Genomic DNA, 20,563 nt, shown 5'->3' with positions numbered 1-20,563 from the left:
ACCCGGACCCGCCCCGGCGCCCTCTCTCTCCACGCATCGGAGCGGAACACGCACATCACAAGAACTTGGAGCAGCCCGTGACAAGGCCGGACATTGCAGCGCGGCGCGGACTGGGGGCCTGTGCCGCCCTGATGGTCGGCGCCCTCGCCCTGACCGCGTGCGGCGGCAACGCCAACGCCAAGAGCAATGACAGCAAGGGCGAGCAGGACAGCGCGGCGCGGACGTCGGCCGCGAAGATCGCGATCTCGGCGAAGGACGGTTCGACCGGCGCGTCCATCAACACGACCGGCGTGCAGGTCAGCGGCGGCAGGCTGACGGTCGTGAAGATGACCGTGGCGGGGTCGGGGCAGGCGGTGGACGGCACCGTCTCGGCGGACGGCAGTACCTGGAAGCCGAAGGAGCAGCTGGAGCGCGGCACGAAGTACGAGATATCGGCGACCGCCAAGGACGCCAAGGGACTCACGGCGGCGGCCAACTCCATCTTCACCACCGTCAACTCGTCGAACAGCTACATCGGGACGTACACGCCCGACGACGGGACGACGGTCGGGGTCGGGATGCCGGTGTCCTTCACCTTCGACAAGGCCATCACGGACAAGAAGGCCGTGCAGTCGCACATCACGGTCACGTCCAGCAGCGGCCAGCAGGTGGTGGGGCACTGGTTCGGCGGGCAGCGGCTGGACTTCCGGCCGCAGGACTACTGGAAGGCCGGCTCCAAGGTCACGATGAAGATCGACCTGGACGGGGTCGAGGGCGCCAACGGCGTCTACGGGGTGCAGAAGAAGACGGTGACCTTCACCGTCGGCCGTGCGCAGGTCTCCACGGTGGACGTGAACACGCAGACCATGACGGTGGTCCGGGACGGCGCCACGCTGAAGTCGGTGCCGGTGTCCACGGGCAGCCCGCAGCACACGACGTACAACGGCCAGATGGTGATCTCCGAGAAGTTCACCCAGACCCGGATGAACAGCCAGACGGTCGGCCTCGGCGGCGAGTACGACATCCCGGACGTGCCGCACGCGATGCGCCTGACCCAGTCGGGGACGTTCATCCACGGCAACTACTGGTACAACAAGGGCAACCCGCCGTTCGGCCGGGAGGGCACCAGCCACGGCTGCGTGGGGCTCGCGGACGCGCAGGGCGCGCAGGGCGACACGAGCGCCAAGTGGTTCTACGACAACTCCCTCATCGGGGACGTCGTGATCGTGAAGAACTCCCCCGACAAGACCGTGCAGCCGGACAACGGGCTCAACGGGTGGAACCTGTCGTGGAACGAGTGGACCGCCGGAAGCGCGGCCTGACCGGCCGGTTTTGACGGATCGGCGGGCCGCGCGGGAACTTTTCGCGCGGCCCGGGTGTTTTCCCGGCGTACGTTTTCTCGGTTCCCGGACATGATGTCCGACCGAGGGGCTACGGTATGCACCCACAAGGTGACATGCAGCAACGCCGGGAGAAACCTTGAGCGTTCCGTACGAGACGGCAGCGTACGAACCAGCCGAGTCGCCCGAGTCTCCGGAGGAGCATCTCGCGCGGCTCCTCGGCCGTGCCCTGAACTCCTTCGAACTGCCCGACGAGGCCATAAGGCAACTGGACTGCGCGCTGGCGCACGACAGTTCGCTGCACTCCGCGCACCACAGCGCGGGGCTGCACCGGGAGACCTACCGGCACACCTGGCTGCTCGCGGACGGCTCGGCGGTCACTCTGTGGGAACTCGTGCACAACACCGCGCCGGGCAGCGACCCGCAGGCCGAGGTGTACGTCGACGAGGAGGAGCTGCGGGCCGCGACGGCGCGGCTGCCGCTTCCGCCGGACACCCCGGACTTCGAACTGCCGGTGCTGATGACGCTGGCCGCGGTCCCCGAACCCCGGCACGTGTACGTGCCGGACGACTCGGCGGACCACGCGCGCCGGCTCCTGCGCCGGGCGGAGAACCCGGACCGGCCGGACACGGAGACGGCGCACACGCTGGAGACGGCGTTCGCGCACCAGATCACCCAGGCGTTCGGGCGGCCGGGGCGGGCGGGCCGTACCGGCCTGAGCTTCTCGCTCTACGAGCACGCGTTCCTGCTGAGCGACGGCCGGGAGCTGTCCCTGTGGGAGGTCGAGCACACGGCGACGCCGGACGGCCGGCACATGTGCGAGGTGTATCCGTCGGAGAGCGCGGCCCGTCAGGCCATGGAGCGGCGGGCGGCGCGGCAGTCCTGACCGGGCGCGGCAGGCTACCGGGCGTCAGCGGCCGCCGAGCCGGCGCACCAGCCCGGCGAAGGCGTCCTGTTCGGCCGGGGTGAGTTCGACGGCTTCCTGCGGCGGACCGGTCCTGAACCGCCGCGAGCGGCCCGGAAGGACATGGCCCGGGTCCCCGGCGGTGGCACCGCGGCGGGTGTGGCGCACCACGCGGGCCAGCACGACCATCCAGACGACGGTCGCCAGGGCGAGGGCGGTCACCCCGATCAGCTGCAGGGGCGCGACATGATCGGACATACACCCCAGTACACACCACAGTCCGGGACTTCGGCCCGGACCGTGACGTATCTCGCAGGTGCCGCGAACAACTCACAGCGCACCAAAGGGACAAGAAGCCGTGGCCATCAGGCCGCGACGGGCTGCTGGGCCTCCTTCGTGGCGGCGGCCGGGCCGGTCGCGGAGCCGTCCGCCGGAATCCCCTGGACGGGCCTGCGCAGGCTCTTGAGGACGACGACCAGGGCCGTGGAGACGCAGACGCCGGCGGCGATGGCGATCAGGTAGAGGAACGGGTTGCCGATCAGCGGCACCACGAAGATGCCGCCGTGCGGGGCGCGCAGGGTGGCGCCGAAGGCCATCGACAGGGCGCCGGTGAGCGCGCCGCCGACCATCGAGGAGGGGATGACGCGCAGCGGGTCGGCGGCCGCGAACGGGATCGCGCCCTCGGAGATGAAGGAGGCGCCGAGGACCCAGGCCGCCTTGCCGTTCTCGCGTTCGGTCGCGGTGAAGAGCCTGCCGCGCACGGTGGTGGCCAGGGCCATCGCCAGCGGCGGGACCATGCCGGCCGCCATGACCGCGGCCATGATCTTCATCGCGGAGTCGCTGGGGTTCGAGACGGCGATACCGGCGGTGGCGAAGGTGTACGCGACCTTGTTGACCGGGCCGCCGAGGTCGAAGCACATCATCAGGCCGAGCAGCGCCCCGAGCAGGACGGCGTTGGAGCCGGTCAGGCCGTTCAGCCAGTCCGTCATGCCCTTCTGGGCGGACGCGATGGGCTTGCCGATGACGACGAACATCAGGAACCCGACGATCGCGGAGGAGATCAGCGGGATCACCACCACGGGCATGATGCCGCGGACGGCTGCCGGGATCTTCACCTTCTGGATCGCCAGCACCACACCACCGGCGATCAGACCGGCGACCAGGCCGCCGAGGAAGCCCGCGTTGATGGTGGACGCGATCATGCCGCCGACGAATCCGGGCACCAGACCGGGCCGGTCCGCCATGCCGTAGGCGATGTAGCCGGCCAGCACCGGTACCAGGAAGCCGAAGGCCACGCCGCCGATCTGGAAGAGCAGGGCGGCCCAGCTGTCGCTCTGGGTCCACGCGAAATGGGTCATGACCGAGGGCGCGGACTTGATCTCGTAGCCGCCGATCGCGAAGCCGAGGGCGATCAGCAGACCGCCGGCCGCGACGAACGGGACCATGTAGCTCACGCCGGACATCAGCCACTTGCGCAGCTTGGTGCCGTAGCCCTCGCTCGCGTCCCCGGCGCGTTCGACCGGCGTGGACGGCGCGGCGCCGGAGGTCACCTCGCCGCGGGCGGCCCGTGCGCGGACCTCGCCGATCAGCTCGGCGGGGCGGTTGATGCCGGCCTTCACGCCGACGTCGACGGTCGGCTTCCCGGCGAAGCGGTCCTTGTCCCGCACCGGCACGTCGTGCGCGAAGATCACGCCGTCCGCCGCCGCGACGACCGCGGGATCGAGCCGGGTGAACCCGGCCGAGCCCTGGGTCTCGACGACGAGTTCGACGCCCGCCTCGCGGCCCGCGTTCTCCAGGGACTCGGCCGCCATGTAGGTGTGGGCGATACCGGTGGGGCAGGAGGTGACGGCGACGATCCGGAACGGGCGCCCGGCGGCCGGGTCCGCGTCGGCGCCCGGGGCGGCGGCCCGTGCCGTGGGGGCCGCCGCGGCGCCGGCGGAGGCCGCCGCCGGCGTCGCAGCGGTGCTCGGGGCGGCTTCCGGGGCCGCGGTGGCGCCCGTGCCGTCGGCGGCCGCGGCCTCGGCGGGGGTCTCGTCGCCGCGGATCAGCGCGGCGGCCGTCGCCGCGTCGTCCGCCGACCGCAGCGCGTCCGTGAACGCGCCGTTCATCAGCTGGCGGGCCAGTGCGGAGAGGATCGTGAGGTGGGCGTCGTCGGCACCGGCTGGGGCCGCGATCAGGAAGACCAGGTCGGCCGGGCCGTCCGCCGCACCGAAGTCGATGCCCGCGGCGCTGCGCCCGAAGGCGAGCGTCGGCTCGGTGACGTGGGCGCTGCGGCAGTGCGGGATGCCGATGCCGCCGTCGAGGCCGGTCGGCATCTGGGCCTCGCGGGCGGCCACGTCGGCGAGGAAGCCCTCCAGGTCGGTCACCCGGCCCAGGGCCGCCATGCGCTCGGCGAGGGCACGCGCCGCCGCCTCTTTGGTGTCGGCGGACAGGTCGAGATCGACCAGGTCCGCGGTGATCATGTCGCTCATCGCGGGCTCCTATGCGCGCGTATCGCCCGGGGTGCGGAGTGGGCGGTTTCGGGGACGGGGGTGCCGTGGGGGGCGGAAGGGGAGGGAGCGGAGGAAAGGGAGGCGGGACCGGGGAAGCCCCGCCTCCTGGGGACGCCGGGCCGGCTCAGGGTGCCCCGTCGGCCCGTCGGCGCGGCGGGTGACGAGGAGGCGCCCCGCCGTTCCCGGGCCGGTGGACGGCGGACGGCGCCGGGGAGGAGCGCGGCCGCGTGCGGGGTCGTACGGGCGTTCATGACACCGGCTCCGTCAGTTCGCGGTCGACGGGGACGAGGTCGGTGACGGTCACCGCGGTGGGGTCCAGGTCGGCGGGGGTGGGCATCACGCTGCCGGGCAGCTGGACGGCTGCGGCCCCGTGCGCGACGGCGGAGGCGAGCGCCTGGGGGCCGCTGCCGCCGGCGACGAGGAATCCGGCGAGGGAGGAGTCACCGGCGCCGACGTTGCTGCGGACGGTCTCCACCCGGGCGCTCGCGAACCAGGCACCGGCGTCCTCCACGAGGAGCTGGCCGTCGGCGCCCAGGCTCGCGAGGACGGCGCGTGCGCCCATGGCACGCAGTTCCTCGGCCGCCTTGAGCGCGTCGCCGACGGTCGCCAGGGGGCGTCCGACGGCCTCCGCGAGTTCCTCGGCGTTCGGCTTGACCACGTCCGGGCGCTCGCGCAGCGCTTCCAGGAGCGCACGCCCCGAGGTGTCCAGTGCGATGCGCGCGCCTCCGGCGTGCGCCCGGGCGACCACGTCGGCGTACCAGGACGGGGCGAGCCCGCGGGGCAGGCTGCCGCAGCAGGCGATCCAGTCGGCGTCGCGGGACTGTCCGCGCACCGTCTCCAGGAGCAGTTCCTGTTCGGCGCGCGAGAGGAGCGGACCCGGCGCGTTGATCTTGGTGAGCACTCCGTCGGACTCGGCGAGGGCGATGTTCGAGCGGGTGGCTCCGGCGACCGGGACCGGCGCGACCTCGATGCCCTGCGCGTCGAGCAGTTCGGCGACGAGCGCACCGGGCGCACCGCCCAGCGGCAGCACGGCGACCGTGCGACGGCCGGCGGCCGCGACGGCGCGGGATACGTTCACGCCCTTGCCGCCGGGGTCCATGCGTTCGCCGCCGGCCCGGATGACCTCGCCGCGTTCCAGCGCGGGAATCTCGTAGGTGCGGTCCAGGGAGGGGTTGGGGGTGACGGTGAGGATCATGGCCGTACCGCCGGTGCCGTCCGTCGCGTTCGCGCTGTCCGCGGTGCTCATGCTCGTACCACTTCCGTGCCCCCGCGCTCGATGGCGGCGGCGTCCTCGGGGCTCAGCCCGCTGTCGGTGATCAGCAGGTCCACGTCGCCCATGTCGCCGAAGCGGGCGAAGTGTTCCTGGCCGTGCTTGGCGGAGTCGGCGAGCAGGACCACCCGGCGGGCCGCGGCGACGGCCGCCCGCTTGACGGCGGCCTCGGCGAGGTCCGGGGTGGTCAGGCCCTGGTCGGCGGAGAAGCCGTTGGCGGCGACGAACACGACGTCCGCGCGGATCTCGCCGTACGCGCGCAGCGCCCAGGCGTCCACGGCGGCGCGCGTACGGTTCCGTACCCGCCCTCCGACCAGGTGGAGCTGGATGCCCGGGTGGTCGGCGAGCCGGGCCGCGATCGGCAGGCTGTGCGTGACGACGGTGAGGGACGCCTCCAGCGGGATGGCGGCGGCCAGCCGGGCGACCGTGGAACCGGCGTCCAGGATCAGGGTGCCCTCGGCCGGCAGTTCCGGGACGGCGGCCTTCGCGATGCGGTCCTTCTCGTCGGCGGAGGTGGACTCGCGTTCGGCGAGGTCGGGTTCGAAGTCGAGGCGGCCGGCCGGGATCGCGCCGCCGTGCACCCGGCGGAGCAGGCCCGCGCGGTCCAGGGCCTTCAGGTCGCGGCGGATCGTCTCCGCGGTGACCTGGAACTCCTCGGCGAGCGACACGACGTCCACCCGCCCGCCGTCACGGGCGAGCCGGAGGATCTCCTGCTGTCGCTCCGGTGCGTACATGCCCTGCGCCTCCACTCGACTGTACGTCCCGGCTCGCGTCCGACCGCTTCCGACTCATGCCCGAACGTGTGGTTTCGCTGGGAGGCTACGCCCGGATTTCCGGAAAGTAAACAGGTTCGGGCTTCAACCGGACACGGCCGGGCTTTCGCTGGGTCACCACGCCCCACCCCGCCTCTCCCCCGCCCAGCGCGGGCGCCCATGCGAAAGGGCCCGGCACCGGAAGGTGCCGGACCCTCTCCGGGCGCGCCCAGCGGCGGGCCCGGACACCGAACGCGGGGTCGGAGGAGGAGCGGCTCAGGGAACGAGCGCCGGCTCGCCCTCCGCCTGCGCCGGCAGCGGCGCCGGTGCGTCGCCGCCCTCCAGGTGCTGCGCCGGGCGCTTCGGCAGCGCGGACATCAGCAGGAACATCACGGCCATGATCGCCGCCACCCAGAGGAGCGCGTGCTGGAAGGCGTGCGCGAAGGCCGGCCCGACCCGCTCCGAGGTCAGGCGGTCGTCGACGACACCGAAGAAGACCACCGAGACCAGGCCGAGGCCGAGCGCGTTGCCCATCTGCTGCACGGTGTTGATCAGGCCGGACGCGGAACCGGCGTGCTCGCGCGGTACCTCCGACAGCACCGCGTCGGTCAGCGGCGCGACGATCAGGCCCATGCCCAGGCCCATCACGACCAGCGGCAGCGCCATCTGCCAGGAGGCGAGGGCGAGGCCGTAGTGGCGGGACTCCCAGACGTAGAGCAGGACGCCGAGCCCCATCACCAGCGCGCCCGCCTGGAGCACCTTGCGGCCGAAGCGCGGCACCAGCTTCTGCACGGACAGTCCGGCCGCGACGGAGACGGCGATCGAGAACGGCACCCCGGTCAGCCCCGCGTGCAGCGGCGTCCAGCCGAGGCCGACCTGCATGTAGAGGGTCCAGACCAGGAAGAAGATGCCGAGCGCGACACCGAAGACGGTCTGCACGGCGATGCCCGCGGCGAAGCTCTTCACCTTGAACAGGGACGGTTCGATGAGCGGGGAACCGTCCCGGGCGGCCTTGCGCCGCTCGTACGCCACCAGCACGCCGAAGACGACCAGCGCCCCGGCCATCGACGCGTACCCCCACAGCGGCCAGCCCAGCTCGCGGCCGCGGGTCAGCGGGTAGAGCAGCATCAGCAGTCCGAGGGTGACCAGGGCGACGCCGACGAGGTCGAGCTTCAGGGCGTGCGGGGCCTTGGATTCGCTGATGTAACGGCGGCCGAGGAGGAGGGCGCCGATGCCGACCGGGAGGTTGATGAGGAAGATCGGACGCCATTCGAGACCGAGGACGTTCCACTCCGTCAGCAGGGCGCCGAGCAGCGGGCCGGAGACCGCGCCCAGGCCCACGATCGCGCCGAACAGGCCGAAGACCTTGCCGCGCTCGTGTGCCGGGAAGGTGGCGTGCACGATCGACAGGACCTGCGGGACCATCAGCGCGGCCATCCCGCCCTGCAGGATGCGGGCGGCGACCAGCATCTCCGGGTTGGCGGCGAACCCGCACAGCGCGGACGCGAGGGTGAAGCCCGCGATTCCGACGAGGAAGATCCGTTTACGGCCGTGAATGTCGCCGAGGCGGCCGCCGGTGATCAGCCCGGCCGCGAAGGCGAGGGCGTAGCCGGCCGTTATCCACTGGATCTGGCTGAAGGAGGCGTGCGCGGTCCGCTGGATGGACGGGATGGCGATGTTGACGATCGTCACGTCGACGAGGTCCATGAAGGCGGCGGTCATCACGATGGCCAGGGCCAGCCAGCGGTGCGGTGCGCCGGGCGCGTCCGCCGTCCCGGGCGTGGCAGGTGCGGTGCGGTCCGTGCCGGTCCGCTGTGGCCGGTCGCGCAGTTCCCCGCGCCCCTTCAGGGTGCCGTCGTCGACGTCGGTGGAAGTCATGACCTCAATCTAGGAGCCCATTAGGACAGATCGCGTCCTAGTTCTACGGCATCCTCGGACGCATGACGACGGACACTCCGGCTCGACTGCTCCAGCTGCTGTCCCTGCTCCAGACGCCCCGCGAGTGGCCCGGCGGCGAGCTGGCCGACCGGCTCCGGGTCTCCCGGCGCACCGTGCGGCGCGACATCGACCGGCTGCGGGAGCTGGGGTATCCGGTGGAGGCCAGCAAGGGGGCCGACGGCGGGTACCGGCTGGTCGCCGGGAAGGCGATGCCGCCGCTGCTCCTGGACGACGAGGAGGCGGTGGCCATCGCGGTCGGGCTGCGCGCCGGCGCGGGACACGCGCTTCAGGGCGTGGACGAGGCCTCGGTGCGGGCGCTGGCCAAGCTGGAGCAGGTGCTGCCGGCCCGGCTGCGGCACCGGGTGGCCACGCTGCAGGCCGCGACCACACCGCTGGTCAGCGGGGACGGGGCGAGTATCGCGCCCGAGACGCTGACCGTGATGGCGTCGGCGGTGGCGGGGCAGGAACGGCTGCGGTTCGCCTACCGGGCGGCGGACGGCAGCGAGACGCGCCGGCAGGCCGAGCCGTACCGCCTGGTGTCGACGGGACAGCGGTGGTACCTGGTGGCCTACGACCTCGACCGCGACGACTGGCGCACGTTCCGGGTCGACCGGGTGAGCGAGCCGTTCGCGACCGGGGCGCGGTTCGCTCCGCGGGAGCTGCCGACCGGGAGTGCGGCGGAGTTCCTGCGCCGGTCGATCCAACGGCGCCAGGAGACCTACGAGTTCGCGGTCGCGTTCGCCGGGACGGTGCCGGAGGTCGCGGCGCGGGTGCCGGCGTGGGTGGGGACGCCGGTGGACGAGGGGGGCGGGTGGTGCGTGGTGCGGGGGACCACCGGGGACCCGATGGAGTGGCTCGCGGTGCGGCTGGTGATGACGGGCGGCGAGTTCGCGATCCGGGAGCCCGCGGAACTCGCCGCATGCGTGCGGGAGTTGGGGGGACGGCTGACGCGGGCCGGCGAAGGGGCGTGAACGGGCGGTCCGCGTCCGCCTCCGGGCGACCGCTTCTACGCCCGTTCCCCCCAGGCGAAGCCGCGCAGATCCGCGAGGTTGCGCAGCGCGAGCGCCGCCGGTCCTTCCGCCTGTGACGCGGACGCGGTGCCCGCGGCCCAGGACTCCACCGCCACCCGCACCGCCGCGCCGGCCACCGCCGCGGCGAACCGGAGGTGCGGGGCGGGGGCAACGTTGTCGGGGCCGATCCGCTCCGCCAGGATCCCCGCCAGGACGTCCTCCGAGGACTGGCAGACCTCGGCCCACACCTTGCGCAGGGCGGGGCTGGTGTCCGCGAGGTGGATGAGGGTGCGCACCCACTCCCAGGACGCCGCCGAGACGCCCTCGCCGGGCGTCAGGGTGTGCCGGACGGCGTGTTCGAGGGCCTCGGGGACCGAGAGGGCCGCGGGGGCCGCCCGTACGGCCTCCGCCCACCGTTGCGCGCCGGCCGCGTAGAGCGGGGCGACCGCTTCCTCCTTCGTGGCGAAGTAGCGGTAGAACGTGCGGGGGGCGATGCCGGCGGCGTGTGCGATGTCCTCGGCGCGGGTGGCCCGCAGGCCCTGCCGCACGAAGAGGCCCGCGGCCGCGCGGGCGATCTCCATCCGGGTCTCCGCCTTGCGCCGTTCCGTCAGGGACGTGCCGGGAGGGTCCTGCCGAGGGGTGTTGCCGGTGGTGCTGGGGGTGCTCACCTCGGCAGGCTATGCCGCTGTGGCAGAATCTGCCATCCGGTGGTTCACCCCGTGGTTCAGGTACGGGGTGAGCCACCGCTCCAGCATGCCGGGGAAGCCACCGCACCGGCAAACGCGGACCGCGCGCGCCCACGGCACCTCGCGCGGCGAGACGGCGGACAGGACCGGGACGGCATCCGCGGAACGGCGGGGCACGACCGACCGGCACCGCGGAACCGTCGGGCGGCGCAGGCGCGCACAAGCGGAAGCGCGCACAAAAGGAACCGGGCTCCGGCACCCGGGGGGGGTTGGGCGCCGGAGCCCGGCTCTGCGGATGTCCCGGCGCCGGGGGGGTGGCGCGTCGGGACATGGCTCACTGGGGATCGTCGTCGTCGGAGGCCGGACGGGTCGTCACCCGGTGCCGGCCAGGCACGTGCCCGCCGGAGCGGACCACCCTCGCCCGGCCGGAGCCTCGATTCCCCGGCCCGGAATGGTTGTTCCCTACACGCGAGGCCCTGAAGCGGCGGTACCGCGCCATGTATGCGCCGTCTTTCGCCACCCGGCGCACGCGCTCCGCGTGAGCGGAACCACGCGCGCCCCTCGGAGCCCCCGCCGACGCGGGAGCCCCCACCGCTCGGGCCCCGCCCCCAACTCCCTTACGCCGCCGGTTCGAAGCCCGTGCTGCGCGCCAGCTTCTTCAGCTCCAGCAGCGCGTGCTTCTCGATCTGGCGGATGCGCTCACGGGTCAGCCCGTGCTCCTTGCCGACCTCGGTCAGGGTGCGCTCGCGGCCGTCCTCGATGCCGTACCGCATCTTGATGATGGAGGCCGTGCGCTGGTCCAGGCGGCCGATCAGGTCGTCCAGTTCCTCGCTGCGCAGCAGGGTCATGACGGACTGCTCGGGGCTGACCGCCGACGTGTCCTCCAGGAGGTCGCCGAACTGGGTCTCGCCCTCGTCGTCCACCGACATGTTCAGGGACACCGGGTCGCGGGCCCAGTCCAGGACGTCGATGACGCGCTCGGCGTTGGAGCCCAGCTCCGCCGCGATCTCGGCGGGCTCCGGGTCACGTCCGTGCTCCCGGTTGAACTCCCGCTGGACACGCCGGATCCGGCCCAGCTCCTCCACCAGGTGGACGGGGAGCCGGATGGTCCGGGACTGGTCGGCTATGGACCGGGTGATCGCCTGACGGATCCACCAGGTGGCGTACGTCGAGAACTTGAAGCCCTTGCGGTAGTCGAACTTCTCGACGGCGCGCACCAGGCCCGCGTTGCCCTCCTGGATCAGGTCGAGGAGGGGCAGGCCGCTCCTCGGGTACCGTCGGGCGACGGCCACGACCAGGCGGAGGTTGGAGCGGATGAAGACGTCCTTCGCCCGCTCGCCGGCGGCGAAGAGCGCCTCCAGCTCCTCGCGGGTGGCGTCCGACCCGGACTCCTCCTCGCCGTCGAGGACCTGCCGCGCGAACACACCCGCCTCAATGGTCTGGGACAGCTCGACTTCCTTGGCGGCGTCGAGGAGCGGTGTGCGCGCGATCTCGTCGAGATACATGCCGACCAGATCGCGGTCGGCGATCTCGCCGCCATGGACGCGGCGAACACTGCTTGCCGAGTCGGCCGTCTCGCCGGTGGCGGACTGACGACGGGCGACGGCACGGGTTGCCATGCGGTGCTCCCTTGCGATGGTGGGCGGGCGGGGTGGTCCTATCCGGTTTTCTCGGTCTTCCGGTGGATGCTCGGCACTCGGCCTGCTGCCCCGTGCGGCCCCTTCCGGAACCCCCGGTGTGCTGATCGGGTGCCCGGCATCCGAAGGAAACAACGACTGGAATCCGGACAGAATTCCCATGCCGTCCCCCCATTTTTCTGATCATGCAGTACCCTGTGCGACCGACCGAGGGGGCATGATGTCGCCGGAACGTACAGAGGTGCAGGTCAGACCGGGAGTCGAGGCGGACCTCGACGCCCTCACGAACCTCTACAACCACTACGTACGTGAGACGTCCATCACATTCGACACGGTGGTCTTCACGCCGGAAGAGCGTCGTGCGTGGTTGCTCTCCCACCCGGAAGACGGCCCGTACCGCCTGATGGTTGCCACGCCGGCGGACTCACAGCGGATTCTCGGGTACGCCACATCCAGCCCCTACCGCGCGAAGCCCGCCTACCGGACCTCGGTGGAGACCACGGTCTACGTCGCCCCGGACGCCGTCGGACGCGGAGTCGGGACGCTCCTGTACGAGGCCCTCTTCGCGGCGCTCGCGGGCGAGGACCTGCACCGCGCCTACGCGGGCGTCGCCCAGCCGAACGAGGCGTCCGCCCGGCTGCACGCGCGCCTCGGTTTCCGGCACGTCGGCACCCACCGCGAGGTGGGCCGCAAGTTCGGCCGCTACTGGGACGTGGCCTGGTACGAGCGCCCGCTCTAGCGGACGGCCCGCCCAGGCCACCGCACCACGTCGCGGCCGGGGGCCGGACTCAGCCGAACTGGACGGACCGCTTGGCCATCCCCATCCAGAACCCGTCGATCACCGACTTCTGCGCGTCCAGTTCGCCGCCCGCCTCCGCCGCGCCCATGGTGACGAAGAGCGGGGCGAAGTGCTCGGTGCGCGGGTGGGCGTACCGGCCCGCCGGCGCCTTGTCGAGGAAGGCCAGCAGCGCGTCCCAGTCGCGGTTCTCCAGCGCCCGGTGCCCCCAGTCGTCGAACTCCGAGGACCAGGACGGCACCCCGCCCCCGGTGTGGCGCAGGGCGGCCAGGTTGTGGGTGAAGAAGCCGGAGCCGACGATCAGCACGCCCTCGTCGCGCAGCGGGGCGAGCCGGCGGCCGATCTCCATCAGGCGGACCGGGTCGAGGGTGGGCATGGAGATCTGGAGGACGGGGATGTCCGCGGCCGGGAACATCTCCACCAGGGGCACGTAGGCACCGTGGTCGAGTCCGCGGTCGGGGATGTCCTGCACGGGGGTGCCGGGGGCGCGCAGCAGCTTGCGCACGGACTCGGCGAGCTCCGGCGCGCCGGGGGCGGCGTACTGCACCTGGTAGTAGTGCTCGGGGAAGCCCCAGAAGTCGTAGACGAGGGGCACGGTCCGCACGGCGCCGAGGGCGAGCGGGGCCTCCTCCCAGTGCGCGGAGACCATCAGGATCGCCTTGGGGCGGGGCAGGCCGGCGCTCCAGGCGGCCAGTTCGCCGGGCCAGACCGGGTCGTCGGCGAGCGGCGGCGCGCCGTGGCTCAGGTAGAGGGCGGGCATGCGCTCCCGGGAAGCGGCGGACCGTTCCTGTGCGACGGCGGTCATGACGACGGCTCCCTCCACGGACGGGAGCCTTCCGCGGCCCCCATGCTTTAACTCTCAAGCTTTTCGTGGAACAGGATACGCTCCACTTGTTTAACTTTCAAGGAGAGGGCTCGTAGAGTGGGCCGCATGAATACGGCATCCACGTCCGCAACCGCCGCCGCAGACCGCTGGCTCAGCGACGAAGAACAGCGCGTCTGGCGCGCGTACCTGCACGCCACGACCCTGCTGGAGGACCACCTGGACCGCCAGCTCCAGCGGGACGCCGGGATGCCGCACATCTACTACGGCCTGCTGGTCGGGCTCGCCGAGGCGCCGGGACGGCGGCTGCGGATGACCGAACTGGCCATGGGGGCGAAGATCACCAGGTCCCGGCTCTCGCACGCCGTCGCACGCCTGGAGAAGAACGGCTGGGTGCGCCGGGAGGACTGTCCCGACGACAAGCGGGGCCAGTTCGCCGTCCTGACCGACGAGGGGACCGAGGTGCTGCGGCGCACCGCGCCGGGCCACGTGGCCGCCGTACGGCAGGCGCTGTTCGAGCGGCTCACCCCCGAACAGCAGCAGGCCCTCGGCGAGATCATGGAGATCGTCGCCGAGGGCCTGCAGCCCGACGAAGCGGGCGCGGACCTGCCCTGGCTCCGCTGAGGAGCCCGGGACAGGCCCGCGTGCGGGTACCCGGTCGGCCGGTGCGGGCCGCTCAGCGGCTCAGTGGGCGACCACCGGAACCGGCAGCTCGTCCTCCGCGCCCTCGCCCGAGGCCACCGGAGTGGCGCTCGGCGCACCGGCGTTGACGAAGGTCACCACGATCACCGCGGCCAGCACCAGCATGCCGACGGCGAACCAGATGGCGTTGGTGTAGCCGTGCACCGCGCCCTCCATCTGGACCAGCTGCTGCTGCGACCTGGAGGTCGCGGTCGCGATGTGGTCCTTGATGTACGCCGTCGTCGCCGACGCGGCGATGGTGTTCAGCAGCGCGGTGCCGATCGCGCCGCCCACCTGCTGCGAGGTGTTGACCATCGCGGAGGCGACACCGGCGTCGCGGGGCTCGACGCCGAGCGTGGCCAGGGACATGGCCGGCATGAACGCCGTACCCATGCCGAGACCGAGCAGCAGCATCGCCGGCAGGACCGTCGAGGCGTACGACGAGCCGATCTCCAGGCGGGTCATCAGCAGCATGCCGACGGAGGCGACCAGGAAGCCGGGACCCATCAGCGCGCGGGCCGGGACCCGGGTCATCAGACGGGCGCCGATCTGGGTGGAGCCGATCATCATGCCCGCGATCATCGGCAGGAAGGCGAAGCCGGTCTTGATCGGCGAGAAGCCCTGGATGACCTGGAGGTAGTAGGTCAGGAAGAGGAAGGTGCCGAACATCGCGATGATCGCGATGCCGAGGGAGAGGTAGATGCCGCCGCGGTTGCGGTCGGTGACCACGCGGAGCGGCAGCAGCGGCGCCTTGACGCGCATCTCGGTGACCACGAACGCGATCAGCAGCACCGCGGAGGCGACGAACAGGCCGACGGTGCTGACGTCGCTCCAGCCCTCGGACTCGGCGCGGGTGAAGCCGTACACCAGGGAGACCAGGCCGAGGGTGGACAGCAGCACGCCCGGGATGTCGAGCGGGTTGCGGTTGCGGCCGCCCTCCGGCTCGCGGATGACGAAGTACGCGCCGAGCGCGGCGACGGCGGCGAACGGGATGTTCACGAAGAACGTCCAGCGCCAGTCCAGGTACTCGGTGAGCACACCGCCGAGGATGAAGCCGACGGCGCCGCCGCCACCGGCGATCGCGCCGTAGATGCCGAACGCCTTGGCGCGCTCCTTGGCGTCCGTGAACATCACGGCGAGCAGGGAGAGCGCGGCCGGGGCGAGCATGGCGCCGAAGACGCCCTGGAGGGCACGCGCGCCGAACATCATCGCGCCGCTGGTCGCCGCGCCGCCGAGGGCGGAGGCGGCGGCGAAGCCGATCAGGCCTATGACGAAGGCCCGCTTGCGGCCCCACAGGTCGGCGATCCGGCCGCCGAACAGGAGCAGACCGCCGAAGGCGAGGGCGTAGGCCGTGACGACCCACTGCCGGTTGCCGTCGGAGATGCCCAGGTCGGTCTGGGCGGAGGGCAGGGCGATGTTCACGATGGTGGCGTCGAGGACGACCATCAGCTGGGCGAGCGCGATGAAGACCAGCGCTTTCCAGCGGTTGGCGTCGCCGGACTGCGCCGGTGCGCCAGGAGCCTTGGCGGCTGTTTCAGACATGGGGGTACCCACTTCGTGACTTCGTGAATGTGTGACGGAAAGTCAGTGCTCCGTCACGGACGTCCGGCGTTCGCGCACGTTCATGCGTTCATGCGGGAGGCGTTCGTGGCGGAAGGCGTTCGTGACGGAAAAAGGGATCGGTGAAGCGCAGACGGTGGTCGGTGCGGAACGAGGGGCGCGCCTGATGAAGGACCGGCGCTCGGCCCGAAACTGTTCGCCCCCCCGTGGGACGGTGCGGTCGCTCTCGGTCGTTCAGGCCTGGCGGAGGTCCTCCATGGTCACGGCCGTACCCGGCAGGGCGGTACGGGCCGGGGCCCGCAGTCCGTCCAGGAACAGCTGCAGATGACGGTGGACGAAACGGTCACCGACCAGGCAGTCGGTGCCGAACGGAGGCCGGCTGAGCTGAGCCACGGCGATCATCACGTCGCCGACCCCCACGTCCGGCCGGAGCTGCCCGGCCGCCTTGGCGCGGTCCATGAGCCGCCCGATGAGCTGCTCGCACCGCCGGCGTGCCGACTCCAGGTCCGGATGGTTCTTGTCGAAGGTGCTGGAGACCATCGGGCACAGCGCGCTGACCCGCTCGTCGGCGGAGGCGTGCACGAACCTCTCCAGCGCCTCATAGGCGTCCCCGGTCTCCGCGAGCGCGAGCTCGGCCGCCTCCGACGTCCGGTCCATCACGGAGCAGACGACCTCGCGGACGAGCGCGTCACGGTCGGGGAAGTTGCGGTACACCGTGGCGTTGCCGACGCCGGCCCGGCGGGCGATCTCGTCGAGCGGCACGTCGGGGCCGTACTCGGTGAACATCTCGCGGGCGGCGATGACGATCCGCTCCCGGTTGCGCAGGGCGTCGGCGCGGGGCCTGGGCGCCTTGCGCACGGTGGGGGTGGCGGTCGCGGTCTGCACGGCGCACTCCTGGTCTGGTCGGTCTGGGTGGGACTCGGTACTTCCACGATCCGGGGATCGGCTCCCCGTTTCGCGCGGACACAGGTCTAAACGGGGAGCCGGTCCCCGGTTATTTCCCCCCTTCCCCCTCATCTCATGTGACCTGCATCACACCCCCTGATCCGGGACGTCCCACGATCGGCCTCTCCAGCGCGCGCCCGCCGCCCCGCGGACACAGGGTGATCGAAAGGGTGCAGTCCGAAACCGGCGGCTGCCGTGGCGCGAAAGGTCCATGCATGCAGCCGCAGCCCAGCCGCCGCCCGATACCCGCGCACGGTGACACCCCGCGCGCCCCGCACCCCCCGCGCTCCCCCCGCGCACGCCGTTCCCCGCGCAGCTCACACGCCCCGCGCACGCCCTCGGCCCGCGCGATACGCCACCGCCGTGCGGCCTCCCTCGCCGCCGTGACCGTGCTGATCCTCGCGGTCGGCACCTCGGCGGGCTCCGGACACCTCACGGCGGCGCCCACCCCGGCCGGCGCCGGCCCGATCGCGCTGGCCCGCTCCTCGGTCTACGGCCCCTGCCTGATCAGCGGCGGCCGGGAGATCCAGATGACCGAGGGCATACCCACCCCGGGCGGCTACTCCCGCTCCACCGGCACCGTGCACGCCCTGACCCTGATGGTCGACTTCTCCGACGCGCCCGGCCAGGGCAGCGCGCTCGACCGCTACCACGAGTTCTTCCCGCAGACCCAGGAGTGGTTCCGCACCGCCTCCTACGGCAAGCTCGACTACCGGCCCGCGGCGCCCGTGGACCACTGGCTGCGGATGCCCAAGCCGTTCGCCGACTACGGCATAGAACGCGGCGCGCCCTTCGACCCCGGCTACCGGCAGCTCGTCCAGGACATCGTGGCCGCCGCCGACCCGGAGGTGGACTTCCGGTCGTACGACCTCCTGAACGTCCTGATCACCCCGAACGCGGGCCCCTCCGCCCTGGACACCGTGCTGTCGGTGACCTTCGCCGGCAACTCCGACGCCCCGGTCGCCGACGGCGTCCCGGTCGCCAACGCCTCCTTCGTCTACTCCCGCCAGGACGACGGCTCCGGCTCCTACCAGCAGACCGGCTACCGGGTCCTGCCGCACGAGAACGGCCACGTCTTCGGCCTGCCCGACCTCTACACCCAGGAGGGCGGCGGCGCGGTCGGGCACTGGGACATCATGAGCGAGGACTGGGGCGCCGACAACGACATGCTCGCCTGGCACAAGTGGAAGCTCGGCTGGCTCGACGCCGACCAGGTCGGCTGCGCGTCCGCACACGGCACCACCGACTACACGCTCACCCCGCTCGCCCGGCCCGGCGGCCGCAAACTGATCTTCGTCCCCGTCGACGGCCGCACCGGCTACGCCCTGGAGGTCCGCACCAAGGGCGGCAACGACCTGGAGGTCTGCCGCCCGGGCGTCCTCATCTACAAGGTCGACGCGAACGTCGACACCGGCCGCGGACCGATCAAGGTGTACGACGCCCACCGCGACTCGGGCGGCTGCACCCGCAGCCCCAACGTCCAGGCGGAACTCTCCGACGCCCCGTTCGGCCCCGGCGAGACCTTCAAGGACCCCAAGCACGGGATCGGGATACGGGTGGCGGAGGTGAACGCGGAGGGGGACTACCGGGTGCAGGTGACACGGGGGTGACGGGGGCGGGGGCGGGGGGTACGGGACCGGCAGGTCCCTGACGGGTCACGGCGCGGGCATGGCCTTCCGACGTCCGCGGTGGGCGTGGCCCGGCCGGGGTTGTGACGTCTGCGGTGGGCGTGGCCCGGCCGGGGTTCTACGGTGGGGGTGGCCCGGCCGCCGTACCGGAGTCCGCGGAAGCCGCCGCCGTACCGGAGAACCGATGACCACCCCAGCGTCACCCGCAGCGCCACCGCACGCACCACGCGAGCAGCCTCCGGGCGCCCGCGACCCGCGCGATCCGCACGGCCCCGTCCCCGTCCCCGTCCCCTTCCCCGGCTCCGACCCGGTCCCGGCCGAGGCGGTCGCGCCCCTCCTCCGCGGTGTGGCCGTGCTGACCGCGCTGACCGAGGCGGGCGGCACGCTGAGCGCGAGCGCGCTGGAACGGCAGACGGGGCTCGCCCGTTCCACCGTCGACCGGATCAGCGCGACCCTCGCCCGCGCGGGATACGTCCGCCAGGACGGCCGGGACACGGCGCTCACCCCGCGCGTGATGGAACTCGGCAACGCCTACCTGGCCGCCCTGCGCCTCCCCGCCCTCCTCGACGCGCACGCCGACGCCCTCGCCGACGAGCTGGACGAGTCCGTCTCCCTCGCCGTCCGCGACCGGGACGGCATCCGCTTCATCCACCAGGCGACCCGCCGCCGCGCGATGTCCGTCAGCTTCCGCATCGGCGACCTGCTGCCGGCCGAACGCACCGCCCCCGGCCCGCTGTTCGCCGCGGAGTGGACCGAGCCGGAGTGGGCGGCGTGGCGGGCCCGGCGCGCGGCGGACCCGGCCGACGCGGGTTTCCCGGCCGTACCGCCCCGCGCCACCACCGCCGACGACTTCGAGGCACGGGCGGACCGGGCGCGCGGGGACGGCTGGGCCCTGGACGACCAGCTGATCGAACCCGGCCTGGTCGCGGTCTCCGTCCCGGTGCGCGACCCCGCCACCGGCAGGGTCGCCTGCGTGGCCAGCGTCGTCAGCCACACCAGCCGGCACACGGCGGCGGACCTGCGCGCCACCCTGCTGCCCCGGCTGCGTACGGCGGTGACCGCGATGGAGACGGAACTCCGCGAGGCCCCGCCGCCCCCGCCCGGCCCGCCGCCCGCCGGTCTCGCGGCCTGGACCACGGCGTCCAAGCACGAACTGGGCCGCGACTTCGTGGAGTCCCTGGCCCGCGGTCTGACGGTCCTCACGGCGTTCGGTGAGGGCCGCGCGGCCCTCACCCTGACGGACGTGGCGACGGCGACGGGGCTGGCCAGGGCCACCGCGCGACGGGCCCTGATCACGTACGAACACCTGGGCCTGGTGACCGCGCGGGACCGCACCTTCTCCCTCACGCCCCGGGTGCTGTCCCTCGGCTATCCGCCGCTGTCCCGCACCACCCTCGCCCGCCTGGCCGCCCCGCACCTGCGCGCCCTCACGGACCGGCTGCACGAGCCGGCGGCCCTCGCGGTACGGGTGCCCGGGACGGACCCGGCGGAGATCCAGTACATCGCGACGGCGACCGCGAGCCGTGTCCTGACCGTGGACATCACCGTCGGCACCCGCCTCCCGGCGGCCCGCACGTCCCTCGGCCGGGCCCTCCTCACCCCCGACGACCCTCCCGGCTACGCCCTCGCCGACGAGGAACTGGAATCGGGCCTGCGCTCGATCGCCGTGCCGGTACGGGACCGGACGGGACGCCCGGTCGCCGCCCTGAACGTCGCCACGCACGCGGCCCGCCGCACCCTGGCGGACTGCGTCACCGACGTCCTCCCCCACCTGCGCGCCGCCGCGGACCACCTCCAGACCGACCTGCGCACGGCCTCCCGCTTCACCCGCATCCCCCTCACCTGACCCGACGCCCCGAACGGCCAACCCCCCACGGACGCGCATCCGCTACCCTGTCCTTGGTCGGGCACCACCACACGGGACCGCCCGCCCCGCCTTCGTAGCTCAGGGGATAGAGCACCGCTCTCCTAAAGCGGGTGTCGCAGGTTCGAATCCTGCCGGGGGCACAGTGCCTGAACAGGCGCGATGCAATGGAAAGGCCCCGGACCGATGATGGCCCGGGGCCTTTGGCATCCGCTTCTGGCACAGGGTGGAGCCGGACGTACGCTTCGTACTTTTCGT

The 20,563-nt window shown here is 72.6% G+C and carries 17 protein-coding genes and 1 tRNA gene; 8 read left to right on the top strand and 10 right to left on the bottom strand.

Going from position 1 to position 20,563, the window contains the following annotated elements:
• Window positions 1-77 precede the first annotated feature (77 nt).
• On the top strand, window positions 78-1,301 hold the full coding sequence (locus ACIQOE_RS28230; protein WP_401414467.1) for an Ig-like domain-containing protein: 1,224 nt from the start codon (window positions 78-80) through the stop codon (window positions 1,299-1,301).
• A 157-nt stretch (window positions 1,302-1,458) separates the two neighbouring features.
• Window positions 1,459-2,205, top strand: coding sequence for a DUF6227 family protein (locus ACIQOE_RS28225; RefSeq protein WP_351321124.1), 747 nt, complete (start codon window positions 1,459-1,461; stop codon window positions 2,203-2,205).
• Window positions 2,206-2,229: 24 nt separating this feature from the next.
• On the opposite strand, the gene ACIQOE_RS28220 is transcribed toward ACIQOE_RS28225, so the two are convergent.
• From ACIQOE_RS28220 to ACIQOE_RS28200, 5 genes are all read right to left on the bottom strand, one after another.
• Window positions 2,230-2,481, bottom strand: a complete 252-nt coding sequence (locus tag ACIQOE_RS28220) for a hypothetical protein (protein ID WP_401414464.1) — start codon at window positions 2,479-2,481, stop codon at window positions 2,230-2,232.
• 107 nt (window positions 2,482-2,588) lie between these two features.
• Window positions 2,589-4,694 (bottom strand): fructose-specific PTS transporter subunit EIIC, encoded by a 2,106-nt coding sequence (locus tag ACIQOE_RS28215; protein ID WP_401414462.1) that lies wholly within the window; start codon window positions 4,692-4,694, stop codon window positions 2,589-2,591.
• A gap of 268 nt (window positions 4,695-4,962) precedes the next feature.
• Window positions 4,963-5,910, bottom strand: coding sequence for a 1-phosphofructokinase (pfkB, locus tag ACIQOE_RS28210; RefSeq protein ID WP_362181960.1), 948 nt, complete (start codon window positions 5,908-5,910; stop codon window positions 4,963-4,965).
• Window positions 5,911-5,957: 47 nt separating this feature from the next.
• Window positions 5,958-6,719, bottom strand: a complete 762-nt coding sequence (locus ACIQOE_RS28205; RefSeq protein WP_365564890.1) for a DeoR/GlpR family DNA-binding transcription regulator — start codon at window positions 6,717-6,719, stop codon at window positions 5,958-5,960.
• A gap of 294 nt (window positions 6,720-7,013) precedes the next feature.
• Window positions 7,014-8,615 (bottom strand): MFS transporter, encoded by a 1,602-nt coding sequence (locus tag ACIQOE_RS28200; protein ID WP_399012634.1) that lies wholly within the window; start codon window positions 8,613-8,615, stop codon window positions 7,014-7,016.
• Between the two features lie 62 nt (window positions 8,616-8,677).
• On the opposite strand from ACIQOE_RS28200, the gene ACIQOE_RS28195 reads away from it, so the two are divergent.
• Window positions 8,678-9,646, top strand: a complete 969-nt coding sequence (locus ACIQOE_RS28195; protein ID WP_365576572.1) for a YafY family protein — start codon at window positions 8,678-8,680, stop codon at window positions 9,644-9,646.
• A 35-nt stretch (window positions 9,647-9,681) separates the two neighbouring features.
• On the opposite strand, the gene ACIQOE_RS28190 is transcribed toward ACIQOE_RS28195, so the two are convergent.
• Both ACIQOE_RS28190 and ACIQOE_RS28185 read right to left on the bottom strand, forming a co-directional pair.
• Entirely contained in the window at window positions 9,682-10,266 is a 585-nt protein-coding gene (locus tag ACIQOE_RS28190; protein WP_390634475.1) for a TetR/AcrR family transcriptional regulator, read from the bottom strand.
• A gap of 722 nt (window positions 10,267-10,988) precedes the next feature.
• Window positions 10,989-11,990, bottom strand: coding sequence for a sigma-70 family RNA polymerase sigma factor (locus ACIQOE_RS28185; protein ID WP_351321137.1), 1,002 nt, complete (start codon window positions 11,988-11,990; stop codon window positions 10,989-10,991).
• Window positions 11,991-12,228: 238 nt separating this feature from the next.
• On the opposite strand from ACIQOE_RS28185, the gene ACIQOE_RS28180 reads away from it, so the two are divergent.
• The gene (locus ACIQOE_RS28180; protein WP_362649763.1) at window positions 12,229-12,747 is read left to right on the top strand and encodes an N-acetyltransferase family protein; all 519 of its coding nucleotides are present in this window, start codon (window positions 12,229-12,231) and stop codon (window positions 12,745-12,747) included.
• A 49-nt stretch (window positions 12,748-12,796) separates the two neighbouring features.
• Here ACIQOE_RS28180 and ACIQOE_RS28175 read toward each other — a convergent pair whose 3' ends face one another.
• Entirely contained in the window at window positions 12,797-13,609 is an 813-nt protein-coding gene (locus ACIQOE_RS28175; RefSeq protein WP_365564896.1) for a class III extradiol ring-cleavage dioxygenase, read from the bottom strand.
• A 126-nt stretch (window positions 13,610-13,735) separates the two neighbouring features.
• Here ACIQOE_RS28175 and ACIQOE_RS28170 point away from each other — a divergent pair, with 126 nt between their 5' ends.
• On the top strand, window positions 13,736-14,251 hold the full coding sequence (locus ACIQOE_RS28170) for a MarR family winged helix-turn-helix transcriptional regulator (protein ID WP_401414459.1): 516 nt from the start codon (window positions 13,736-13,738) through the stop codon (window positions 14,249-14,251).
• A 60-nt stretch (window positions 14,252-14,311) separates the two neighbouring features.
• Here the strand turns inward: ACIQOE_RS28170 and ACIQOE_RS28165 are convergent, their stop codons facing one another.
• Together ACIQOE_RS28165 and ACIQOE_RS28160 are read right to left on the bottom strand one after the other, a co-directional pair.
• On the bottom strand, window positions 14,312-15,850 hold the full coding sequence (locus tag ACIQOE_RS28165; protein WP_351321143.1) for an MFS transporter: 1,539 nt from the start codon (window positions 15,848-15,850) through the stop codon (window positions 14,312-14,314).
• 252 nt (window positions 15,851-16,102) lie between these two features.
• Window positions 16,103-16,753, bottom strand: a complete 651-nt coding sequence (locus tag ACIQOE_RS28160) for a TetR/AcrR family transcriptional regulator (protein ID WP_351321145.1) — start codon at window positions 16,751-16,753, stop codon at window positions 16,103-16,105.
• A 443-nt stretch (window positions 16,754-17,196) separates the two neighbouring features.
• Here ACIQOE_RS28160 and ACIQOE_RS28155 point away from each other — a divergent pair, with 443 nt between their 5' ends.
• The 3 genes from ACIQOE_RS28155 to ACIQOE_RS28145 all read left to right on the top strand — a co-directional run bounded on the left by ACIQOE_RS28155 (window position 17,197) and on the right by ACIQOE_RS28145 (window position 20,448).
• A complete protein-coding gene (locus ACIQOE_RS28155) occupies window positions 17,197-18,423 on the top strand; it encodes a M6 family metalloprotease domain-containing protein (protein ID WP_401414456.1) in 1,227 nt (408 codons plus the stop codon).
• Window positions 18,424-18,625: 202 nt separating this feature from the next.
• Window positions 18,626-20,287 (top strand): IclR family transcriptional regulator C-terminal domain-containing protein, encoded by a 1,662-nt coding sequence (locus tag ACIQOE_RS28150; RefSeq protein ID WP_401414454.1) that lies wholly within the window; start codon window positions 18,626-18,628, stop codon window positions 20,285-20,287.
• An 88-nt stretch (window positions 20,288-20,375) separates the two neighbouring features.
• A tRNA-Arg gene (locus tag ACIQOE_RS28145) sits at window positions 20,376-20,448 on the top strand.
• The last annotated feature ends 115 nt before the right edge of the window (window positions 20,449-20,563 follow it).

It is taken from the genome of Streptomyces sp. NPDC091282 (assembly GCF_044757385.1).
Classification (GTDB): Bacteria; Actinomycetota; Actinomycetes; order Streptomycetales; family Streptomycetaceae; genus Streptomyces; species Streptomyces gramineus.
Note: the sequence above shows the minus strand (reverse complement) of the source record. Positions and strands in the feature narration are given on the sequence as shown.

Bases quoted from the DNA above. Each gene is read 5' to 3' on its own strand.
- ACIQOE_RS28220 (WP_401414464.1), bottom strand. From the start codon at position 2,481: ATGTCCGATCATGTCGCGCCCCTGCAGCTGATCGGGGTGACCGCCCTC.
- ACIQOE_RS28215 (WP_401414462.1), bottom strand. From the start codon at position 4,694: ATGAGCGACATGATCACCGCGGACCTGGTCGATCTCGACCTGTCCGCC.
- pfkB (WP_362181960.1), bottom strand. From the start codon at position 5,910: ATGATCCTCACCGTCACCCCCAACCCCTCCCTGGACCGCACCTACGAG.
- ACIQOE_RS28205 (WP_365564890.1), bottom strand. From the start codon at position 6,719: ATGTACGCACCGGAGCGACAGCAGGAGATCCTCCGGCTCGCCCGTGAC.
- ACIQOE_RS28200 (WP_399012634.1), bottom strand. From the start codon at position 8,615: ATGACTTCCACCGACGTCGACGACGGCACCCTGAAGGGGCGCGGGGAA.
- ACIQOE_RS28195 (WP_365576572.1), top strand. From the start codon at position 8,678: ATGACGACGGACACTCCGGCTCGACTGCTCCAGCTGCTGTCCCTGCTC.
- ACIQOE_RS28190 (WP_390634475.1), bottom strand. From the start codon at position 10,266: ATGGAGATCGCCCGCGCGGCCGCGGGCCTCTTCGTGCGGCAGGGCCTG.
- ACIQOE_RS28185 (WP_351321137.1), bottom strand. From the start codon at position 11,990: ATGGCAACCCGTGCCGTCGCCCGTCGTCAGTCCGCCACCGGCGAGACG.
- ACIQOE_RS28180 (WP_362649763.1), top strand. From the start codon at position 12,229: ATGTCGCCGGAACGTACAGAGGTGCAGGTCAGACCGGGAGTCGAGGCG.
- ACIQOE_RS28175 (WP_365564896.1), bottom strand. From the start codon at position 13,609: ATGACCGCCGTCGCACAGGAACGGTCCGCCGCTTCCCGGGAGCGCATG.
- ACIQOE_RS28170 (WP_401414459.1), top strand. From the start codon at position 13,736: ATGAATACGGCATCCACGTCCGCAACCGCCGCCGCAGACCGCTGGCTC.
- ACIQOE_RS28165 (WP_351321143.1), bottom strand. From the start codon at position 15,850: ATGTCTGAAACAGCCGCCAAGGCTCCTGGCGCACCGGCGCAGTCCGGC.
- ACIQOE_RS28150 (WP_401414454.1), top strand. From the start codon at position 18,626: ATGACCACCCCAGCGTCACCCGCAGCGCCACCGCACGCACCACGCGAG.